Source organism: Streptomyces sp. NPDC099050, from assembly GCF_044759865.1.
In the GTDB taxonomy this organism is placed as follows: Bacteria; Actinomycetota; Actinomycetes; order Streptomycetales; family Streptomycetaceae; genus Streptomyces.
Window position 1 is genome coordinate 20,052 of sequence record NZ_JBIWAE010000003.1, and the last position, 16,925, is coordinate 36,976.

Below are 16,925 nucleotides of genomic sequence, written 5' to 3' on the forward strand. Positions count from 1 at the left end.
CGCGCGTGCGGACGGAGGGTCAGCCGAGCTTCGCGGACTGCGCGGCGACCAGCGTCACCGGGGACTCCGCCTTTCCCGTCAGGCTGACGGAGGTGAAGGTGGCCACGGTGGAGCCCGTGCGCAGGACCGTCAGGTAGGAGACGAGCTTGTCGCCGTCCTCGAGGTCCACCGTGAGGACGAGGCTGGCGCTGTCGTCGCCGGAGGTGACGGGCGCGCCCGTGCCGGCCGTCACGCTCTCGTACTTGGTGGTGTCCCCCTGGGCGGTGGCGGTGAAGCCGCCCCCGCACGCCTTGCCCGCCGCCTTGACGGAGGCGATCAGGTCCTCTGCGCCCTTGCCGTCGTACGAGCTCAGGCCGACCATCGTCGCCGTGACGCCGAGCGCGTTCTGGATCTTCTGCTCCGCCGTGGCGTTCGGGTCTTCCTTGGGCTTGGCGGTCACGCCCGTACGGGCGGAGCCGGTCGGCGTGCCGATCTTCTGCAGGGCCTGGCTCTGGACCAGGACCTTGCACTCGGGCTTGTCGGTGGAGATCTGGTCCGCGTCGCCGGCCGCGAGCTTGGCCTCCGCGTCGGGCGCCACCACGAACCCGGGCGCGTCCGCCTCGGTGACCAGCAGGGGGGTCAGCTCCGCGTCCGTCTTCCCCTTCGCCGCCGGGGCGGACGACGCGGAGGCCGCGCCGGACGCCTTCGCGCCGGCCTTCGCGCCGGACTTCGCGTCGGAGTCCGAGGACCCCCCGCACGCGGACACGAGCAGCGCCAGGGACACGGCCGAGGCGGACAGGACGGTACGGCGGACGAAGGCGTTGCGCATGCTGGTGTTTCCCCCCACAGGAAAAGATCTACGGAAATCGGCGGCGCGAGCCGCCGTGATCGACACCGTACGGCGCCCCGGGACCCGGGCCCCGCCGATATCCGCGCGCACCGCGCATCGTGATGCCGAAGAGACCGCAAGGCCTTCCAATCGATACCGCCTCCCGTACAACCCCACCCACCCCGGGCCATAAGACCCGGCTCCACGTGACCGACCACACCACCCACGGGAGCCCGCGACCCGTGACAATGGCCGTGTGATCTCTTCGCCGCCACGAAGCACGCCGGACCGCGCAACGGAGCGCCCCGAGGGATCGGAGCCCCCTACACAGGCCCAGCAGGCCCAGCAGCCCGAGCACCCCGAGCACGCCGCGCACCCCACGCGCCGCCGGGGCCACGAGGCCTCCCCTTATGTAGACCTCACCCGTGCCGAGTGGAGCGCCCTGCGCGAGCGCACCCCGCTCCCGCTGACGGCCGACGAGGTCGAGCGGCTGCGGGGACTGGGCGACGTCATCGACCTCGACGAGGTCCGCGACGTCTACCTGCCGCTCTCCCGCCTGCTGAACCTGTACGTCGGCGCCACCAGCAACCTGCGCGGCACCCTCAACACCTTCCTGGGCGACGCGGGCAACGGCCACGGCGCCCAGACGGGCACCCCCTTCGTCATAGGGGTCGCCGGCTCGGTCGCGGTGGGCAAGTCCACCGTGGCCCGTCTCCTGCAGGCGCTCCTGGCCCGCTGGCCGGAGCACCCGCGCGTGGAGCTGGTCACCACCGACGGGTTCCTCTACCCGATGAAGGAGCTCGAACGGCGCGGCCTGACCGCCCGCAAGGGCTTCCCCGAGTCCTACGACCGCCGCGCGCTGACCCGCTTCGTCGCCGACATCAAGGCGGGCAAGGACGAGGTCACGGCGCCCGTGTACTCCCACCTGATCTACGACATCGTCCCCGACGAGCGGCTCGTCGTACGCCGTCCCGACATCCTGATCGTCGAGGGGCTCAACGTCCTGCAGCCCGCCATGCCCGGCAAGGACGGCCGCACCCGGGTCGGTCTCGCCGACTACTTCGACTTCAGCGTGTACGTGGACGCCCGCCCCGAGGACATCGAGCGCTGGTACCTCAACCGGTTCCGCAAGCTGCGCGAGACGGCGTTCCAGAACCCCTTCTCCTACTTCCGCAAGTACACCCAGGTCTCCGAGGAGGAGGCGCTGGAGTACGCGCAGACGATGTGGCGGACCATCAACAGGCCCAACCTGCTGGAGAACGTGGCCCCGACCCGCGGCCGCGCCACCCTCGTCGTCCGCAAGGGACCGGACCACAAGGTGCAGAAGCTGAGTCTGCGCAAGCTCTGAGCGCCACGGGAATCCAGGCTCGGCGCAGGACTGCGACGGACGCTAGGGTGCGGCCATGCTGCATCTACGGATGATCATTCCGTCGGACCGGACCGATGCCGTGGTCAGGATCATCGAGGGCACGGTCGGCACCACCCATCTGGCCGTGCTGCCCGGCGCCGCCCGCATCCCGCGGGGCGACATCGTGCTGTGCGACGTCGCGCGGGAGGCGGGCGACGAGCTCCTGAACGAGCTCCGGGGGCTCGGCATCGACAAGGACGGGTCGATCGCGGTCGAGAACATCGACCTGTCCCTCTCGGAGCGCGCCGACCGGGCCGAGGAGGAGGCCCCGGGCGAGGGCGCCGACGCCGTCCTGTGGGAGCAGTTGAGCGAGGCGACCCACGAGGAGTCCACCCTCAGCATCACCTACTGCGCCTTCATGATCGTCGCCACGATGATCGCGGCCTGCGGTGTGGTCCTCGACAACGCCATCCTCATCGTGGGCGCGATGGCGGTCGGCCCCGAGTTCGGCCCGCTCGCCGGCGTCTGCACCGCGCTGGTGCGGCGCGCCCCGAAACTGGCCGCCCGCTCCCTCATCGCCCTGCTGGTGGGCTTCGCCGCCGCGATGGTCGCGACCACCCTCTTCACCCTGGTCATGGACGCGCTCGGCCTGTTCCACGCCGGCATGCTGGACAATCCCCGCCCCAACACCAACTTCATCTGGAACCCGGACCCGTTCTCATTCGTCGTGGCGGTGCTCGCCGGAGTGGCCGGGGTGCTCTCCCTGACCTCGGCGAAGTCCGGCGCGCTGGTCGGCGTCGCGATCTCGGTCACCACCGTCCCGGCGGCCGCCAACGCGGCGGTGGCGCTCGGCTACGGCCGGTTCGCCCAGATGTGGGGCTCGATGGAGCAGCTGCTGCTGAACCTCTTCGGCATCATGCTGGCCGGCGTCCTGACCCTGCTCGCCCAGAAGCTCCTGTGGCGCACCCAGCGCGGCCACTGGCGGCGCACGCAGGCCAAGGCCTGAGCTCCGGCCGACGACAGCGGCCCCGCGCTACGAAGCTTCGTAGCGCGGGGCCGCTGTCATGACGCTCGGGGCCGGCTCTAGCCGAGCGCCGACTTCACGACGTCCGCGAGGCGGCCGGCGACCGAGCGGGCCTGCTCGATGTCGGCGGCCTCCACCATCACCCGTACGAGGGGCTCGGTGCCCGACGAACGCAGCAGGACGCGCCCGGTCGTGCCGAGCTCCCGCTCCGCTTCGGCGACGGCCGCGGCCAGCTCGCCCGAGGTGGTGACCCTCGACTTGTCCACGTCGGGGACGTTGACCAGGACCTGCGGCAGCCGCGTCATGATCCCGGTCAGCTCGGCCAGCGGCGTACCGGTGGCCGCGATGCGGGCCGCCAGCATCAGGCCGGTCAGGGTGCCGTCACCGGTGGTGGCGTGGTCGAGGATGATCACGTGGCCGGACTGCTCGCCGCCCAGCGCGTACCCGTGCTCCTTCATCGACTCCAGCACGTACCGGTCGCCGACGCCCGTCTGCACGACGTTGATGCCCTCGGACTCCATGGCCAGCTTGAAGCCCAGGTTCGACATCACGGTGGCGACGACGGTGTCCTCGCGCAGCTGCCCGGCCTCGCGCATCGCCAGCGCGATCACCGCGAGGATCTGGTCCCCGTCGACCTCCTCGCCGTTCGCGTCCACGGCGAGGCAGCGGTCGGCGTCACCGTCGTGCGCGACGCCGAGGTCGGCCCCGTGCTCGAGGACGGCCTGCTTGAGCAGACCGAGGTGGGTGGAGCCGCAGCCGTCGTTGATGTTCAGGCCGTCGGGCTCGGCGCCGATCGTGACGATCTCCGCGCCGGCCCGGGTGAAGGCCTCGGGCGAGACGAAGGCGGCCGCGCCGTGCGCCTCGTCCAGGACCACCTTGAGGCCGTCGAGGCGGTTGGGCAGGACACCCATGAGGTGGGCGACGTACTTGTCGAAGCCCTCGGTGTAGTCGGAGACGCGGCCGACACCGGCGCCCGTCGGGCGGTCCCAGGGGGCACCCGTGCGGTGGTCCTCGTAGACCGACTCGATCCGGTCCTCCAGCTCGTCGGCGAGCTTGTGGCCGCCGCGCGCGAAGAACTTGATGCCGTTGTCGGGCATGGCGTTGTGGCTGGCCGAGAGCATGACACCGAGGTCGGCGCCCAGCGCACCGGTGAGATACGCCACCGCCGGGGTGGGCAGCACACCGACGCGCAGGACGTCCACGCCCGCGCTCGCGAGGCCCGCGACGACTGCGGCCTCCAGGAACTCGCCCGAGGCCCGGGGGTCCCGGCCGACCACGGCCGTGGCCCGATGACCCTCGAAGGTGCCCGCCTCGGCCAGTACGTGCGCGGCCGCCACGGAGAGACCGAGCGCGAGCTCGGCCGTCAGATCCGCGTTGGCGACGCCCCGTACACCGTCCGTCCCGAAGAGTCGTCCCACTGTTGTCCTCCCGAGTTCACACTTCGCTGTGAGCAGTTGTGCCAATTATTTGCCGCTTTTGGCGGTAAACGAACCGCCCCGGCAGCACACAGAGTGCTGCCGGGGCGGATTCGTGCTGAACAGCGGGCGTGATTAACGCTTGCTGTACTGCGGAGCCTTACGGGCCTTCTTGAGACCGGCCTTCTTGCGCTCGACCGCACGGTCGTCGCGGGAGAGGAAGCCGGCCTTCTTCAGCGCCGGGCGGTTGTTGTCCTGGTCCGCCTCGTTCAGCGCACGGGCCACGCCGAGGCGCAGGGCGCCGGCCTGACCGGACACGCCGCCACCCGAGATGCGGGCGATGACGTCGTAGCGGTTGTCGAGCTCGAGCAGCTTGAACGGCTCGTTGACTTCCTGCTGGTGCACCTTGTTGGGGAAGTAGTCCTCAAGGGTGCGACCGTTGATCTTCCACTTGCCGGTGCCCGGAACGATCCGGACGCGGGCGATGGCGTTCTTGCGACGGCCCAGGCCGGCGGCCGGCTGGGGGTCACCGAAGCGACCGGCAAGGGACTCGGACGTGTAGTCACCCTCGACTACGTCCGCGGTCTCGGTGGTGTACTCCTCGACGTTGCCCTCGAACTCTTCGACGGGGGTCGTCTCGGCGGTGGTCTCGGCCACGATGCTCCTCAGAAGTTTCTTGTCTTAGGGGGTGTGGTGGCCGGAACTACTGCGCGACCTGGGTGATCTCGAACGGCACCGGCTGCTGAGCAGCGTGGGGGTGCACATCGCCCGAGTAGACCTTCAGCTTCGAGAGCATCTGACGGCCCAGGGTGTTCTTGGGGATCATGCCCTTGATGGCCTTCTCGACGGCCTTCTCCGGGTTGTTCGCCAGGAGGTCGTCGTAGCGGACCGAACGCAGGCCGCCCGGGAACCCGGAGTGGCGGTACGCCATCTTCTGGGTCGCCTTGTTGCCGGACAGGTGGACCTTGTCGGCGTTGATGATGATGACAAAGTCGCCCATGTCCATGTGGGGGGCGTAGGTCGGCTTGTGCTTACCCCGCAGGAGGGTAGCGGCCTGGGTCGCCAGACGGCCGAGGACAACGTCCTGGGCGTCGATGACGTGCCACTGGCGCGAGATGTCGCCGGGCTTGGGGCTGAACGTACGCACGCGTATGCCTTCGCTTCTTCAGTGGTGGGTCATCCCCGGGGGGTGAGCCCGAGGGACGGGTCCTGACATGGGTCACCACGGACGATCACGACAGCCCTGGTTCACATCGGAGACGCAACCCGTGTGTACCGCTGGTCATCGGCCCGGTGGACCGGCGTAAGGCGAAGTCACGTGAGAATGAACAAGCCAATACGCATAACGAACCAGCAGGGTACCCCTGAAGACCTGGAAGGGTCAAAACGCGGTCCGCGATCCCGTCTGAACGGGGCTCGCGGCGCACTCCGGTTCGGTCCTGGGTGGGGACCCCGTAGTTCGTACAGGTTCCAGAGTACCCCGGCGCGGCCGCAGTGCTCGACGCGCCAGCAGTCCGGCGAGTGCGCACAGGGTCACCATGTCCCGGAATGCCCGCCTCTTGGCCTCGAACTCCGAGGGCCACGGGATGCCCGCCGTCTGGGGCACCAGAGCCACCCAGAACCAGGGCGAGCGCGGCATCGAGCCCTCCCGCACCCCCGACGCCAGCAGCAGCGGGAGCACCACGATCAGGTAGTGGTCGAAGGAGGGCCGCGACACCAGGAACGCGGCGAGCATCACCATGCAGGCGGTCTCCACCAGCCTCAGCTCACCGCCGTCCCCGTCCGCCTCGACCGGCCGCCGCCATCGCCGCCAGGTCGCCCACAGCCCGCAGCCGGCCCCCGCGAAGGCCAGCAGCACCGCCAGCGGCTCGGGCACCCCCAGCCGCGGCAGCGCGGCGATCGGCGAGGCGTCCCACGGCAGCGCGTAGGAATCCTGGCCCTGGAGCAGGAACGGCAGGGTCTTGGTGAAGAACAGCATCGGGTGCGGCATCATCAGCGCCCCCGCCAGGGAGAGCCCCACCGGGACGCCCACCGCGAGCGCCAGCCCCCGCCACTGCCGGGCCAGCAGGAAGAGCAGCCCGACCGGCACCAGCATCGGCTTGCAGGCGATGGCGAGGCCCACCACCAGCCCGGCCGCGGCCCAGTGCTTGCGGTGCGCCAGCAGCAGCGCCACCGGCAGGGCGGCGGCCGAGATGGCCGTCCAGTTCCCGATCAGCACGAGGTTGATGTACGGCTTGTACGCCAGCGCGAACAGTGCGAAACCGCCGACCGCGAGCCGGGAGCGCACCGGTACCGAGAACAATCGCAGCGAGGCCCACCAGCCGAGGCCGACGAGCCCGGTGATCCCCAGCGGGAGCACGACGCGCAGCAGCGGCGGCGGCAGCAGGGCCTCGGGAATCGCCATGATCACGGCGCTGGGCAGGTAGAGGAACCGCTTGTCCTCGTACGGGGAGACCCCCGCGAGCAGGGCGTCGGCCGCCTTGACCACGAAGGCGTTGTCCGATCCCCAGTTCACCCGCAGGCTCGCCGCGACCGACACCGACAGCAGGATCACCAGGCCCACGAACCGCCAGGACCGGGGGGCCGGCTTCAGCAGCCAGGCCACCCCCCGGTCCCAGGAGGACGGGCTGTCCCACTTCATGACCCAGACACTCGGCCGCAGCCCCACTACGAAGTCCCCTCGACCCAAGCCGGGGGCGGTCTCCCCCTAGCGCTTCCGCTCGACCCTACGTTCGTCCCAGACGGGCTCCGTAGTCTCCCGCACAACACCGTCTGAACCGAAGACCAGGTAACGGTCAAATGTGCGCGCGAACCACCGGTCGTGCGTGACGCACAGCACAGTGCCGTCGTACGCCTCCAGCCCGTCCTGCAGCGCCTCGGCCGATTCCAGGTCGAGGTTGTCCGTCGGCTCGTCCAGGAGCAGCGCCGTCGTACCGGCCAGCTCCAGCAGCAGGATCTGGAAACGCGCCTGCTGGCCGCCCGAGAGCCGCTCGAAGGGCTGCTCGCCCTGGCGCTCCAGCTCGTAGCGGCGCAGGGCGCCCATCGCCTGGCCGAGCGGCTTCGCCGCCTCCGTCCACAGGATGTCGACGAGCGTACGGCCGAACAGCTCGGGGTGGGCGTGGGTCTGCGCGAAGTGGCCGGGGACCACGCGGGCGCCGAGCTTCCACGTACCCGTGTGCTTGACGTCCTCCCCCGCCATCAGGCGCAGGAAGTGCGACTTCCCGGAGCCGTTCGAGCCCAGGACCGCGACCCGCTCCCCGTAGAAGACCTCCAGGGAGAAGGGCTTCATCAGCCCGGTGAGCTCCAGGTTCTCCACCGTGAGCGCGCGCACGCCCGTACGGCCGCCCTTGAGCCGCATCTTGATGTCCTGCTCGCGCGGCGGCTCGGGCGGCGGCCCGGCCTCCTCGAACTTCTTGAAGCGGGTCTGCATCGCGTGGTACCGCGAGGCCATGTCCGGGCTGATCGCGGCCTGGCCGCGCAGGCGCAGCACCAGGGCCTTCAGCCGGGCGTGCTCCTCGTCCCAGCGCCGCTTGAGCTCCTCGAAGCGCGCGAAGCGCTCCTTGCGGGCGTCGTGGAAGGTGGCGAAACCCGCGCCGTGCACCCACACGTCCGAGCCGTTCGGGCTCGCCTCCAGGCTGATGATCTTCTCGGCGGACTGGGTCAGCAGCTCCCGGTCGTGGCTGACGAAGAGCACCGTCTTGCGGGTGGCCTTGAGCTGCTCCTCCAGCCACCGCTTGCCCGGGACGTCCAGGTAGTTGTCCGGCTCGTCGAGCAGCAGCACCTCGTCCGGCCCGCGCAGCAGCGCCTCCAGGACCAGCCGCTTCTGCTCACCGCCGGAGAGCGTGCGCACCTCGCGGAACTGCGCCGAGTCGTACGGGATCGCCAGCGCGGCCATCGTGCAGACGTCCCACAGCGTCTCCGCCTCGTACCCCTGCACGTCGGCCCAGTCGCTCAGCGCCTGGGCGTAGGCCATCTGGGCGGGCTCGTCGTCCACGGTCAGGATGAGCTGCTCGGCGCGGTCCACCGCCTTCGCCGCCTCCCGGATCCGCGGCTGGGCCACCGAGACCAGCAGGTCCCGTACGGTCGTCTCGTCGCGGACGGAGCCCACGAACTGCGACATCACGCCCAGCCCGCCGCTGACGGTCACGCCGCCGCCGTGCGGCTGGAGCTCGCCGGAGATCATCTTCAGCAGCGTGGTCTTGCCGGCCCCGTTCGCCCCGACCAGGGCGACGACCGACCCCTCCCCCACCCGGAAGGAGACGTCGGGGAGCAGTACCCGCCCGTCGGGAAGGTAGTACTCCAGGTGGCTGGCTTCGAGATGTCCCATGCGGGGCATTGTCCAGGTCCGGCCCCGATCCGCCCAAACGGATTAGGCCCGGACCGGACCGGCCTAGCAGCAGCCGGCCGCGGGCAGCGTCCGCAGGTTCCGCGCTTCCTTGCTGCGGGCGGCGAGCAGCTCGTCGGCCGGGTAGCCGACCTCCTCCAGCGTCAGCCCGTGCGGCTTGACCACGTGCACCGAGGAATCCCGTACGGCCGCGGCCAGCACCTGCCCGGGCCAGTCGGTGCTCCGGTGGCCGTCGCCGACGTGCAGCAGGGCCCCGACCAGGGACCGGACCATGTTGTGGCAGAAGGCGTCGGCGCGGACGGTCGCGGTGATGATCCCCTCCGCGTCCCGCTCCCAGCTGAGCTGCTGGAGGGTGCGGATGGTCGTGGCCCCCTCGCGCTTCTTGCAGTACGCGGCGAAGTCGTGCTCCCCGACCAGTCTGGCTGCGGCCTCGTTCATGGCGTCCACGTCGAGCGGCCACTGGTACCAGAGCACGTGCCCGCGGCGCAGCGGGTCCACGCCGGCCTGGTGGTCGCCGACGCGGTAGGCGTAGCGGCGCCAGATCGCCGAGAACCGCGCGTTGAAGCCCGCGGGGGCCTCGGCGGCCTTCCACACCCGTACGTCGTGCGGCAGCCGCCCCGCGAGGCGGCGCAGCAGCTTGTCCTGGTGCTCGGCCCACACCTCGTCCCGTACGTCGAACTGCGCGACCTGCCCGCGCGCGTGCACGCCCGCGTCGGTCCGGCCGGCCACGGTCAGCTCCACCGGGTCGGGCAGCCGCATCACGGTCTGCAGGGCCGACTCCAGCTCCCCCTGGACGGTCCGCAGCACGCGCTGCTTCGCCCAGCCGGAGAAGTCCTTGCCGTCGTAGCTCAGGTCCAGCCTGACCCGGACGTGCCCGGGCTCCACCTCGTCACTCACGTGACAGATCCTCTCTCGGCCGCGTCTTCGGCACGAATGCAGAACGGGCCCGCCCCGGTGAGGGGGCGGACCCGTTCAGAGCCATTCAGCGTGATCCCGGAAGAGATCAGGCCTCCGGTGCACCCCCGCCTCGGCGGGGAAGCCGGATCACGCCTCCTTGGTCTCCTCGGCGGCGGGAGCCTCAGCGGCCTCCGCCTCCTTCACGGCGCGCTTGGTGGCGGCCTCGGCCTCACCAGTGGCCTGCTGGGCGACCGTAAGGGCCTCGACCAGCTCGATCACGGCCATCGGGGCGTTGTCGCCACGACGGTTGCCGATCTTGGTGATGCGCGTGTAACCACCGGGGCGGTTCTCGTAGCGCGGGGCGATCTCGGTGAAGAGCGTGTGCACGATGCTCTTGTCCGTGATCGTCTGCAGCACCAGGCGACGGTTGTGGATGTCGCCCTTCTTGGCCTTGGTCACCAGACGCTCGGCGTAGGGACGCAGGCGGCGGGCCTTGGCCTCGGTGGTGGTGATGCGGCCGTGCTCGAAGAGCGCCTTCGCGAGGTTCGCGAGGAGGTGCTTCTCGTGCGCGGCGCTGCCGCCCAGACGGGCACCCTTTGCGGGACGCGGCATGGTCATACTCCTTCATATCTGCACCGGCCGTGTCAGGTACCGGTGTCAGTTCCCCCGCGGCGGATGCCGCGGGAAAGTTCTACGGGTGGTGCTTAGTACTGCTCGGTCTCGACGAAACCGGCGTCCGCGTCGTCGTCGGCGCCGAAGGCGTCGGCCGCGGCGGTCGGGTCGAATCCGGGCGGGCTGTCCTTGAGGGCCAGGCCCATGCCGGCCAGCTTCGCCTTGACCTCGTCGATCGACTTCGCACCGAAGTTGCGGATGTCGAGCAGGTCGGCCTCGGAGCGGGCGACGAGCTCACCCACGGAGTGGATGCCCTCGCGCTTGAGGCAGTTGTACGACCGAACGGTGAGCTCGAGCTCCTCGATCGGCAGGGCGAGATCAGCGGCCAGGGCCGCGTCCGTCGGCGAGGGGCCCATGTCGATGCCCTCGGCGTCGATGTTGAGCTCGCGGGCCAGACCGAACAGCTCGACCAGGGTCTTGCCGGCGGACGCCATGGCGTCGCGCGGGCGCATGGCCTGCTTGGTCTCGACGTCGACGATCAGCTTGTCGAAGTCGGTGCGCTGCTCGACTCGGGTCGCCTCGACCTTGTAGGTGACCTTGAGGACCGGGCTGTAGATGGAGTCGATCGGGATGCGACCGATCTCCTGGCCCAGCTGCTTGTTCTGGACGGCGGAGACGTAGCCGCGACCGCGCTCGACGGTCAGCTCCATCTCCAGCTTGCCCTTGCCGTTGAGCGTGGCGAGGACCAGGTCCGGGTTGTGCACCTCGACACCGGCCGGGGGCGCGATGTCGGCAGCGGTGACCAGGCCGGGACCCTGCTTGCGCAGGTACATCACGACCGGCTCGTCGTGCTCCGAGGAGACGACCAGCTGCTTGATGTTGAGGATGATGTCGGTGACGTCTTCCTTGACACCCGGCACGGTGGTGAACTCGTGCAGGACGCCGTCCACGCGGATGCTGGTGACAGCGGCACCCGGGATCGAGGACAGGAGCGTGCGGCGGAGCGAGTTGCCGAGGGTGTAGCCGAAGCCCGGCTCGAGCGGCTCGATCACGAACCGCGAACGGTACTCGTCTACGACCTCTTCGGTCAGCGAGGGGCGCTGAGCGATAAGCATGTGGATTCCTTCATTCGTGGACGCCCACTATTTGACGCCCGACGGATGCGGCCCCGATGTGTGCACGGGTCCGCGGACTACAAGGGTACGGGCGGTACGTCCCCCGCGAGGGGTTCGTACCGCCCGGACACTCAAAGACGCACAGGCGCGAAGCCCGGCGTCGCCGAATCAGACGCGGCGACGCTTGGGCGGACGGCAGCCGTTGTGCGGGGTGGGGGTGACGTCCTGGATCGAGCCGACCTCGAGGCCAGTGGCCTGGAGGGAGCGGATCGCGGTCTCACGGCCGGAGCCGGGACCCTTGACGAAGACGTCGACCTTGCGCATGCCGTGCTCCTGCGCGCGACGGGCGGCCGACTCAGCGGCCATCTGCGCGGCGAAGGGGGTGGACTTGCGCGAGCCCTTGAAGCCGACGTGGCCGGCGGAGGCCCAGGAGATCACGTTGCCCGCGGGGTCCGTGATCGAGACGATGGTGTTGTTGAACGTGCTCTTGATGTGGGCGTGCCCATGAGCGACGTTCTTCTTTTCCTTGCGGCGCACCTTCTTGGCAGCGCCCTGACGACCCTTGGGGGGCATCTAAATCTCCTACGGGAGGTGGTCGGTCCTACAGCGCAAGACCGCTGAACAGGACTACTTCTTGCCCGGCTTCTTCTTACCGGCGATCGCGCGACGCGGACCCTTGCGGGTACGGGCGTTCGTGCTGGTGCGCTGCCCGTGCACGGGGAGGCCACGACGGTGGCGAACACCCTGGTAGCACTGGATCTCGACCTTGCGACGGATGTCGGCCTGGATCTCGCGGCGGAGGTCACCCTCGGTGCGGAGGTTGGCGTCCACGTACTCGCGGATCTTGACCAGGTCCTCTTCGGCCAGGTCACGAACGCGGGTGTCGGGGTTCACACCGGTGGCCGCAAGGATTTCCTTGGACCGGGTGCGACCGACACCGAAGACGTAGGTAAGTGCGATCTCCACACGCTTTTCGCGCGGGATGTCAACACCGGAAACGCGTGCCATTCAATGGCTCCTGTGTGTTCGGGGGTCTTCCGCAGAACCGAACCCCGACCGCCGACCACACCTGATGGGTGGTGGTACGCCCGGGTCCCCGGCCCCCGCCGGAGGTGCCGCCGGTCCTGGTCAGGACTGGGCGGGTTCTGCGTATGTACGTTTTCTTACGTCGCGCGAAGAACTGCGTAGTGCAGGTCGGTCGGCGTGCGTCAGCCCTGGCGCTGCTTGTGGCGCAGGTTGTCGCAGATGACCATGACCCGACCGTGACGGCGGATCACCTTGCACTTGTCGCAGATCTTCTTGACGCTCGGCTTGACCTTCATGTTGGTGAGGTTCTCCGGGTCAGTGCCACCACCCGCGCCGGGACAGGACGTCCGGACGGGAGTGAAGACAAGATCTACTTGTATCGGTAGACGATCCGGCCACGCGTGAGGTCGTACGGAGAGAGCTCCACGACAACCCGGTCATCAGGGAGGATGCGGATGTAGTGCATGCGCATCTTGCCGCTGATGTGCGCGAGGACCTTGTGACCGTTCTGGAGTTCCACCCGGAACATCGCGTTCGGGAGGGACTCGATCACGGTGCCCTCGATTTCGATGGCACCTTGCTTCTTGGCCACGCTTCGCCTTTCGAATCGGCTACCTTGATCAGCTCCCCGCGTTCGCATGCGGACATGCGGGTGCAAAGGAGCCGACGAGTCAGTCTACGTCAGGGCCCACTGAAAAACGAATCCGGAAAGTGTGCCCGACAGGATAGATCATCAATCCTGGTCATACCGGTTGGCCCAGCTGGGCCGACCCCGCTCAGCCCAGCGGGTCCGGCGCCGTCGTCACGCCGTACTCCGCCAGCTTCGCCTTGCCGCAGTCCGGGGAAGTCAGCACGATCGGCCCCTCCTCGGTCAGGGCGATGGAGTGCTCCCAGTGCGAGGACCAGGTGCCGTCCGTGGTGATGACCGTCCAGTCGTCCGCCAGGACCTCCGTCTGGGCGGTGCCCAGGGAGACCATCGGCTCGATGGCCAGGCACAGGCCCGGGACGAGCTTGATGCCCTTGCCCCGCTTGCGCGAGACGTAGTTCAGCAGGTGCGGGTCCATGTGCATCTCGGAACCGATGCCGTGGCCGCCGTAGTCCTCGATGATCCCGAACTTGCCGAGGCTGTGCTCACCCGTGGTGGGACGCGGCTGTCGCCTGATGTACGTCTCGATCGCCTTCGAGATGTCCACGAGGCGGTTGCCGAGCTTCATGGCGGCGATACCCGCCCACATGGACTCCTCGGTCACCCGGGAGAGCTCCACGAGCTCAGGGGCGTGCCCAGAGCCCACGAATGCGGTGTACGCGGCGTCGCCGTGCCAGCCGTCGACGATCGCGCCGGCGTCGATCGAGATGATGTCGCCGTCCTTGAGGACCGTCTTGTCGTCGGGGATCCCGTGGACCACGACCTCGTTCACCGAGGTGCAGATGGTCGCGGGGAACCCGCCGTACCCGAGGAAGTTCGACTTCGCACCGGCGTCCGCGATGACCTTGCGGGCCACCATGTCCAGATCCCGCGTCGTGGCGCCCGGCACGGCCGCCTCACGGGTCGCCGCGTGGATCGCAGCGACGACGAGCCCCGCCTCACGCATCTTCGCGATCTGCTCGGGGGTCTTGATCTGGACCATGACGTACCTGCCACCTTCGGATTCGGGTCTTTCAACAGTACGGCCGCGGCGTCCTGGGGACACCGCGGCCGGGGCTGCACTACAGGTGAAACTACTGCTCGCTACTTCTTGAGGGCGTCCAGCGCGCGCTGCGTGACGTCCTTGACCTCACCCAGGGCCGGGATCGTCGACACGAGGCCCTGGGCCTTGTAGTAGTCGATGATCGGCTCGGTCTGGGTGTGGTAGACCTCCAGCCGGTTGCGCACGGCTTCCTCGGTCTGGTCCTCGCGCACGTACAGCTCGCCGCCGTCGACGTCGCAGACACCCTCGACCTTCGACGGGCGGTAGTCCACGTGGTAGATGTGCGAGCTGTCCTTGCGGCAGGTGCGCCGGCCGGCGAGACGCTTGACGACCTCGTCCTCCTCGACCTCCAGGTCGAGGACGGCGTCGAGGTTCATTGCGCCGGCCTTCAGCATCACGTCGAGGGCCTCGGCCTGGGACACGTTGCGCGGGAAACCGTCGAGCAGGAAACCGCCGGCGGCGTCCTCCTGCTCCATGCGGTCCTTGGCCATGCCGATGGTGATCTCGTCCGGGACGAGGTCACCCGCGTCCATGAACGCCTTCGCACGCCGGCCGAGCTCGGTGCCCTGGCTGATGTTGGCCCGGAACAGGTCGCCCGTGGAGATGTGCGGGATCGACAAGGTCTCGGCAAGCACAGTCGCCTGCGTTCCCTTGCCCGCACCCGGCGGGCCGACGAGGACGATTCGCATCAGCGGAGGAACCCTTCGTAATTACGCTGCTGGAGCTGGCTCTCGATCTGCTTCACGGTTTCCAGACCCACACCCACGATGATCAGGATGCTCGTCCCGCCGAACGGGAAGTTCTGGTTCGCTCCGAAGCCGGCCAACGCCATCGTCGGCACAAGAGCGATCAGACCCAGGTACAGCGACCCCGGCCAGGTGATCCGGTTGAGTACGTAGCTCAGGTACTCGGCGGTAGGCCGACCGGCGCGGATGCCCGGAATGAACCCACCATACTTCTTCATGTTGTCTGCAACTTCCTCGGGGTTGAACGAGATCGCCACGTAGAAGAACGCGAAGAAGACGATCAGGAGGAAGTAGACCGCGATGTAGTACGGGTGGTCGCCCTTGACGAAGTACTTCTGGATCCAGGTGGCCCAGCCGGCGGTGGAACCGCTGAACTGCACGACCAGTGCCGGGATGTAGAGCAGCGACGAGGCGAAGATGACGGGGATGATGCCCGCCTGGTTCACCTTGAGCGGGATGTACGTCGAGGTACCGCCGTAGGCACGGCGGCCGATCATGCGCTTCGCGTACTGGACCGGGATCCGTCGCTGCGCCTGTTCGACGAAGACCACCAGACCCACCATCGCCAGGCCGACCAGCATGACCACGCCGAACTCGACCCAGCCGTCCGCGATCTTGCCCTGCTCCTTGATGGCCCACAGGGAGCCGACGAAGCCCGCGGCGATCGAGATGAACATCAGGATCGACATACCGTTGCCGATGCCCCGGTCGGTGATGAGCTCACCGAGCCACATGACGAGGCAGGTACCGGCGGTCATGGTGATCACCATGACGACGGTCGTGAAGATCGAACGGTCGGGGACGATCTGGTCCTTGACCTGGCAGCCCTGGAAGAGGGCGCCGCTGCGGGCGGTGGCGACGAGGCCGGTGCCCTGCAGGATCGCGAGCGCGACCGTCAGATAGCGCGTGTACTGAGTGATCTTCGCCGTGCCGGACTGACCCTCTTTTTTGAGGGTCTCCAGCTTCGGGATGACCACGGTCAGCAGCTGCAGGATGATGCTCGCCGTGATGTACGGCATGATGCCGAGCGCAAAGATCGTGATCTGCAGCAGCGCGCCGCCACTGAACATGTTGACCAGACCGAAGAGGCTGTTGTTGCCCGCCCCCATCTGGTCCACACAGATCTGAACGTTCTTGTAGCTCACGCCGGGTACCGGGATATGGGATCCGAGTCGGTACAGCACGATCATGGCGAGCGTGAAAAGCAGCTTCTTGCGCAGGTCGGGCGTCTTGAACGCCCGGGCGAACGCGGTGAGCACGGTGCCTCCTGCGACCCCCGCGCTACTGCGTCAGAGGTGACGGTCTGAGGGATCGACGAATGTTTACAAGCAAAGGTGCAGCCACCTTACCGGCGTCTGCACCTCCCATGGAACGACCAACCGGGGATGCCCCATATGTGAGGCATCCCCGGTCGGGTTTCTAGCTATTTGTCACTGAGTTCGTCTTAGACGAGCTCGGTCACAGAGCCACCAGCGGCGGCAATCTTCTCCTTGGCGGAGCCGGAAACGGCGTCAACCGAAACCTGCAGCGCCACGGAGATCTCGCCCTGGCCCAGGACCTTGACGAGGCTGTTCTTGCGAACCGCGCCCTTGGCGACCAGGTCGGCCACCGTGACTTCTCCACCCTCGGGGTAGAGAGCGCCGAGCTTGTCCAGGTTCACGACCTGGAACTCGGTGCGGAACGGGTTCTTGAAGCCCTTGAGCTTCGGCAGACGCATGTGGAGGGGCATCTGCCCACCCTCGAAGCGCTGCGGGATCTGGTAGCGGGCCTTCTGGCCCTTCGTACCACGACCTGCCGTCTTACCCTTCGACGCCTCACCACGACCGACACGGGTCTTCGCGGTCTTGGCGCCGGGGGCGGGACGGAGGTTGTGGGCCTTCAGCGGGCTGCTCTCAGCCATG

19 protein-coding genes are annotated in these 16,925 nt (G+C 68.5%); 2 read left to right on the forward strand and 17 right to left on the reverse strand.

Annotated features, from left to right (window positions below; all coding sequences use genetic code 11):
• Positions 1-19 precede the first annotated feature (19 nt).
• Entirely contained in the window at positions 20-808 is a 789-nt protein-coding gene (locus ACIQV3_RS05950) for a hypothetical protein (RefSeq protein ID WP_403710216.1), read from the reverse strand.
• Between the two features lie 256 nt (positions 809-1,064).
• Here ACIQV3_RS05950 and coaA point away from each other — a divergent pair, with 256 nt between their 5' ends.
• Entirely contained in the window at positions 1,065-2,156 is a 1,092-nt protein-coding gene (gene coaA, locus ACIQV3_RS05955) for a type I pantothenate kinase (protein WP_403710218.1), read from the forward strand.
• A gap of 55 nt (positions 2,157-2,211) precedes the next feature.
• On the forward strand, positions 2,212-3,162 hold the full coding sequence (locus ACIQV3_RS05960; RefSeq protein WP_403710220.1) for a DUF389 domain-containing protein: 951 nt from the start codon (positions 2,212-2,214) through the stop codon (positions 3,160-3,162).
• Between the two features lie 77 nt (positions 3,163-3,239).
• Here the strand turns inward: ACIQV3_RS05960 and glmM are convergent, their stop codons facing one another.
• From glmM to rplO, 16 genes are all read right to left on the reverse strand, one after another.
• Complete coding sequence (gene glmM / locus ACIQV3_RS05965) at positions 3,240-4,598, reverse strand: phosphoglucosamine mutase (protein WP_403710222.1); 1,359 nt, start codon at positions 4,596-4,598, stop codon at positions 3,240-3,242.
• Positions 4,599-4,730: 132 nt separating this feature from the next.
• Positions 4,731-5,252 (reverse strand): 30S ribosomal protein S9, encoded by a 522-nt coding sequence (rpsI, locus tag ACIQV3_RS05970; protein WP_327254492.1) that lies wholly within the window; start codon positions 5,250-5,252, stop codon positions 4,731-4,733.
• A 46-nt stretch (positions 5,253-5,298) separates the two neighbouring features.
• Positions 5,299-5,742: a 50S ribosomal protein L13 gene (gene rplM, locus ACIQV3_RS05975; protein WP_112447734.1), complete on the reverse strand. Its 444-nt coding sequence runs from the start codon at positions 5,740-5,742 to the stop codon at positions 5,299-5,301.
• A gap of 234 nt (positions 5,743-5,976) precedes the next feature.
• Positions 5,977-7,236: a glycosyltransferase family 87 protein gene (locus ACIQV3_RS05980; RefSeq protein ID WP_403710225.1), complete on the reverse strand. Its 1,260-nt coding sequence runs from the start codon at positions 7,234-7,236 to the stop codon at positions 5,977-5,979.
• Between the two features lie 66 nt (positions 7,237-7,302).
• Positions 7,303-8,922 carry an ABC-F family ATP-binding cassette domain-containing protein gene (locus ACIQV3_RS05985; RefSeq protein WP_403710227.1) on the reverse strand — a complete coding sequence of 540 codons (1,620 nt, stop codon included), beginning with the start codon at positions 8,920-8,922 and terminating at the stop codon, positions 7,303-7,305.
• A 63-nt stretch (positions 8,923-8,985) separates the two neighbouring features.
• A complete protein-coding gene (gene truA / locus ACIQV3_RS05990) occupies positions 8,986-9,837 on the reverse strand; it encodes a tRNA pseudouridine(38-40) synthase TruA (RefSeq protein ID WP_403710229.1) in 852 nt (283 codons plus the stop codon).
• A gap of 147 nt (positions 9,838-9,984) precedes the next feature.
• Positions 9,985-10,449 (reverse strand): 50S ribosomal protein L17, encoded by a 465-nt coding sequence (rplQ, locus tag ACIQV3_RS05995; protein WP_215023458.1) that lies wholly within the window; start codon positions 10,447-10,449, stop codon positions 9,985-9,987.
• Between the two features lie 92 nt (positions 10,450-10,541).
• A complete protein-coding gene (locus ACIQV3_RS06000; RefSeq protein ID WP_008739666.1) occupies positions 10,542-11,564 on the reverse strand; it encodes a DNA-directed RNA polymerase subunit alpha in 1,023 nt (340 codons plus the stop codon).
• 168 nt (positions 11,565-11,732) lie between these two features.
• Complete coding sequence (gene rpsK, locus ACIQV3_RS06005) at positions 11,733-12,137, reverse strand: 30S ribosomal protein S11 (RefSeq protein WP_006376016.1); 405 nt, start codon at positions 12,135-12,137, stop codon at positions 11,733-11,735.
• A gap of 54 nt (positions 12,138-12,191) precedes the next feature.
• Complete coding sequence (rpsM, locus tag ACIQV3_RS06010; RefSeq protein WP_053682609.1) at positions 12,192-12,572, reverse strand: 30S ribosomal protein S13; 381 nt, start codon at positions 12,570-12,572, stop codon at positions 12,192-12,194.
• Between the two features lie 200 nt (positions 12,573-12,772).
• Positions 12,773-12,886 (reverse strand): 50S ribosomal protein L36, encoded by a 114-nt coding sequence (gene rpmJ / locus ACIQV3_RS06015; protein ID WP_003956441.1) that lies wholly within the window; start codon positions 12,884-12,886, stop codon positions 12,773-12,775.
• Between the two features lie 74 nt (positions 12,887-12,960).
• Positions 12,961-13,182 carry a translation initiation factor IF-1 gene (gene infA, locus ACIQV3_RS06020; protein ID WP_014047798.1) on the reverse strand — a complete coding sequence of 74 codons (222 nt, stop codon included), beginning with the start codon at positions 13,180-13,182 and terminating at the stop codon, positions 12,961-12,963.
• Between the two features lie 184 nt (positions 13,183-13,366).
• Positions 13,367-14,218, reverse strand: a complete 852-nt coding sequence (map, locus tag ACIQV3_RS06025) for a type I methionyl aminopeptidase (protein WP_403710232.1) — start codon at positions 14,216-14,218, stop codon at positions 13,367-13,369.
• 101 nt (positions 14,219-14,319) lie between these two features.
• Positions 14,320-14,967 carry an adenylate kinase gene (locus tag ACIQV3_RS06030; RefSeq protein ID WP_389690119.1) on the reverse strand — a complete coding sequence of 216 codons (648 nt, stop codon included), beginning with the start codon at positions 14,965-14,967 and terminating at the stop codon, positions 14,320-14,322.
• Positions 14,967-16,283, reverse strand: a complete 1,317-nt coding sequence (gene secY, locus ACIQV3_RS06035) for a preprotein translocase subunit SecY (RefSeq protein ID WP_403710235.1) — start codon at positions 16,281-16,283, stop codon at positions 14,967-14,969. Before secY ends, ACIQV3_RS06030 begins: the two co-directional genes overlap by 1 nt.
• A 185-nt stretch (positions 16,284-16,468) precedes the next feature.
• On the reverse strand, positions 16,469-16,924 hold the full coding sequence (gene rplO / locus ACIQV3_RS06040; RefSeq protein ID WP_243333371.1) for a 50S ribosomal protein L15: 456 nt from the start codon (positions 16,922-16,924) through the stop codon (positions 16,469-16,471).
• Between the last annotated feature and the right edge of the window lies 1 nt (position 16,925).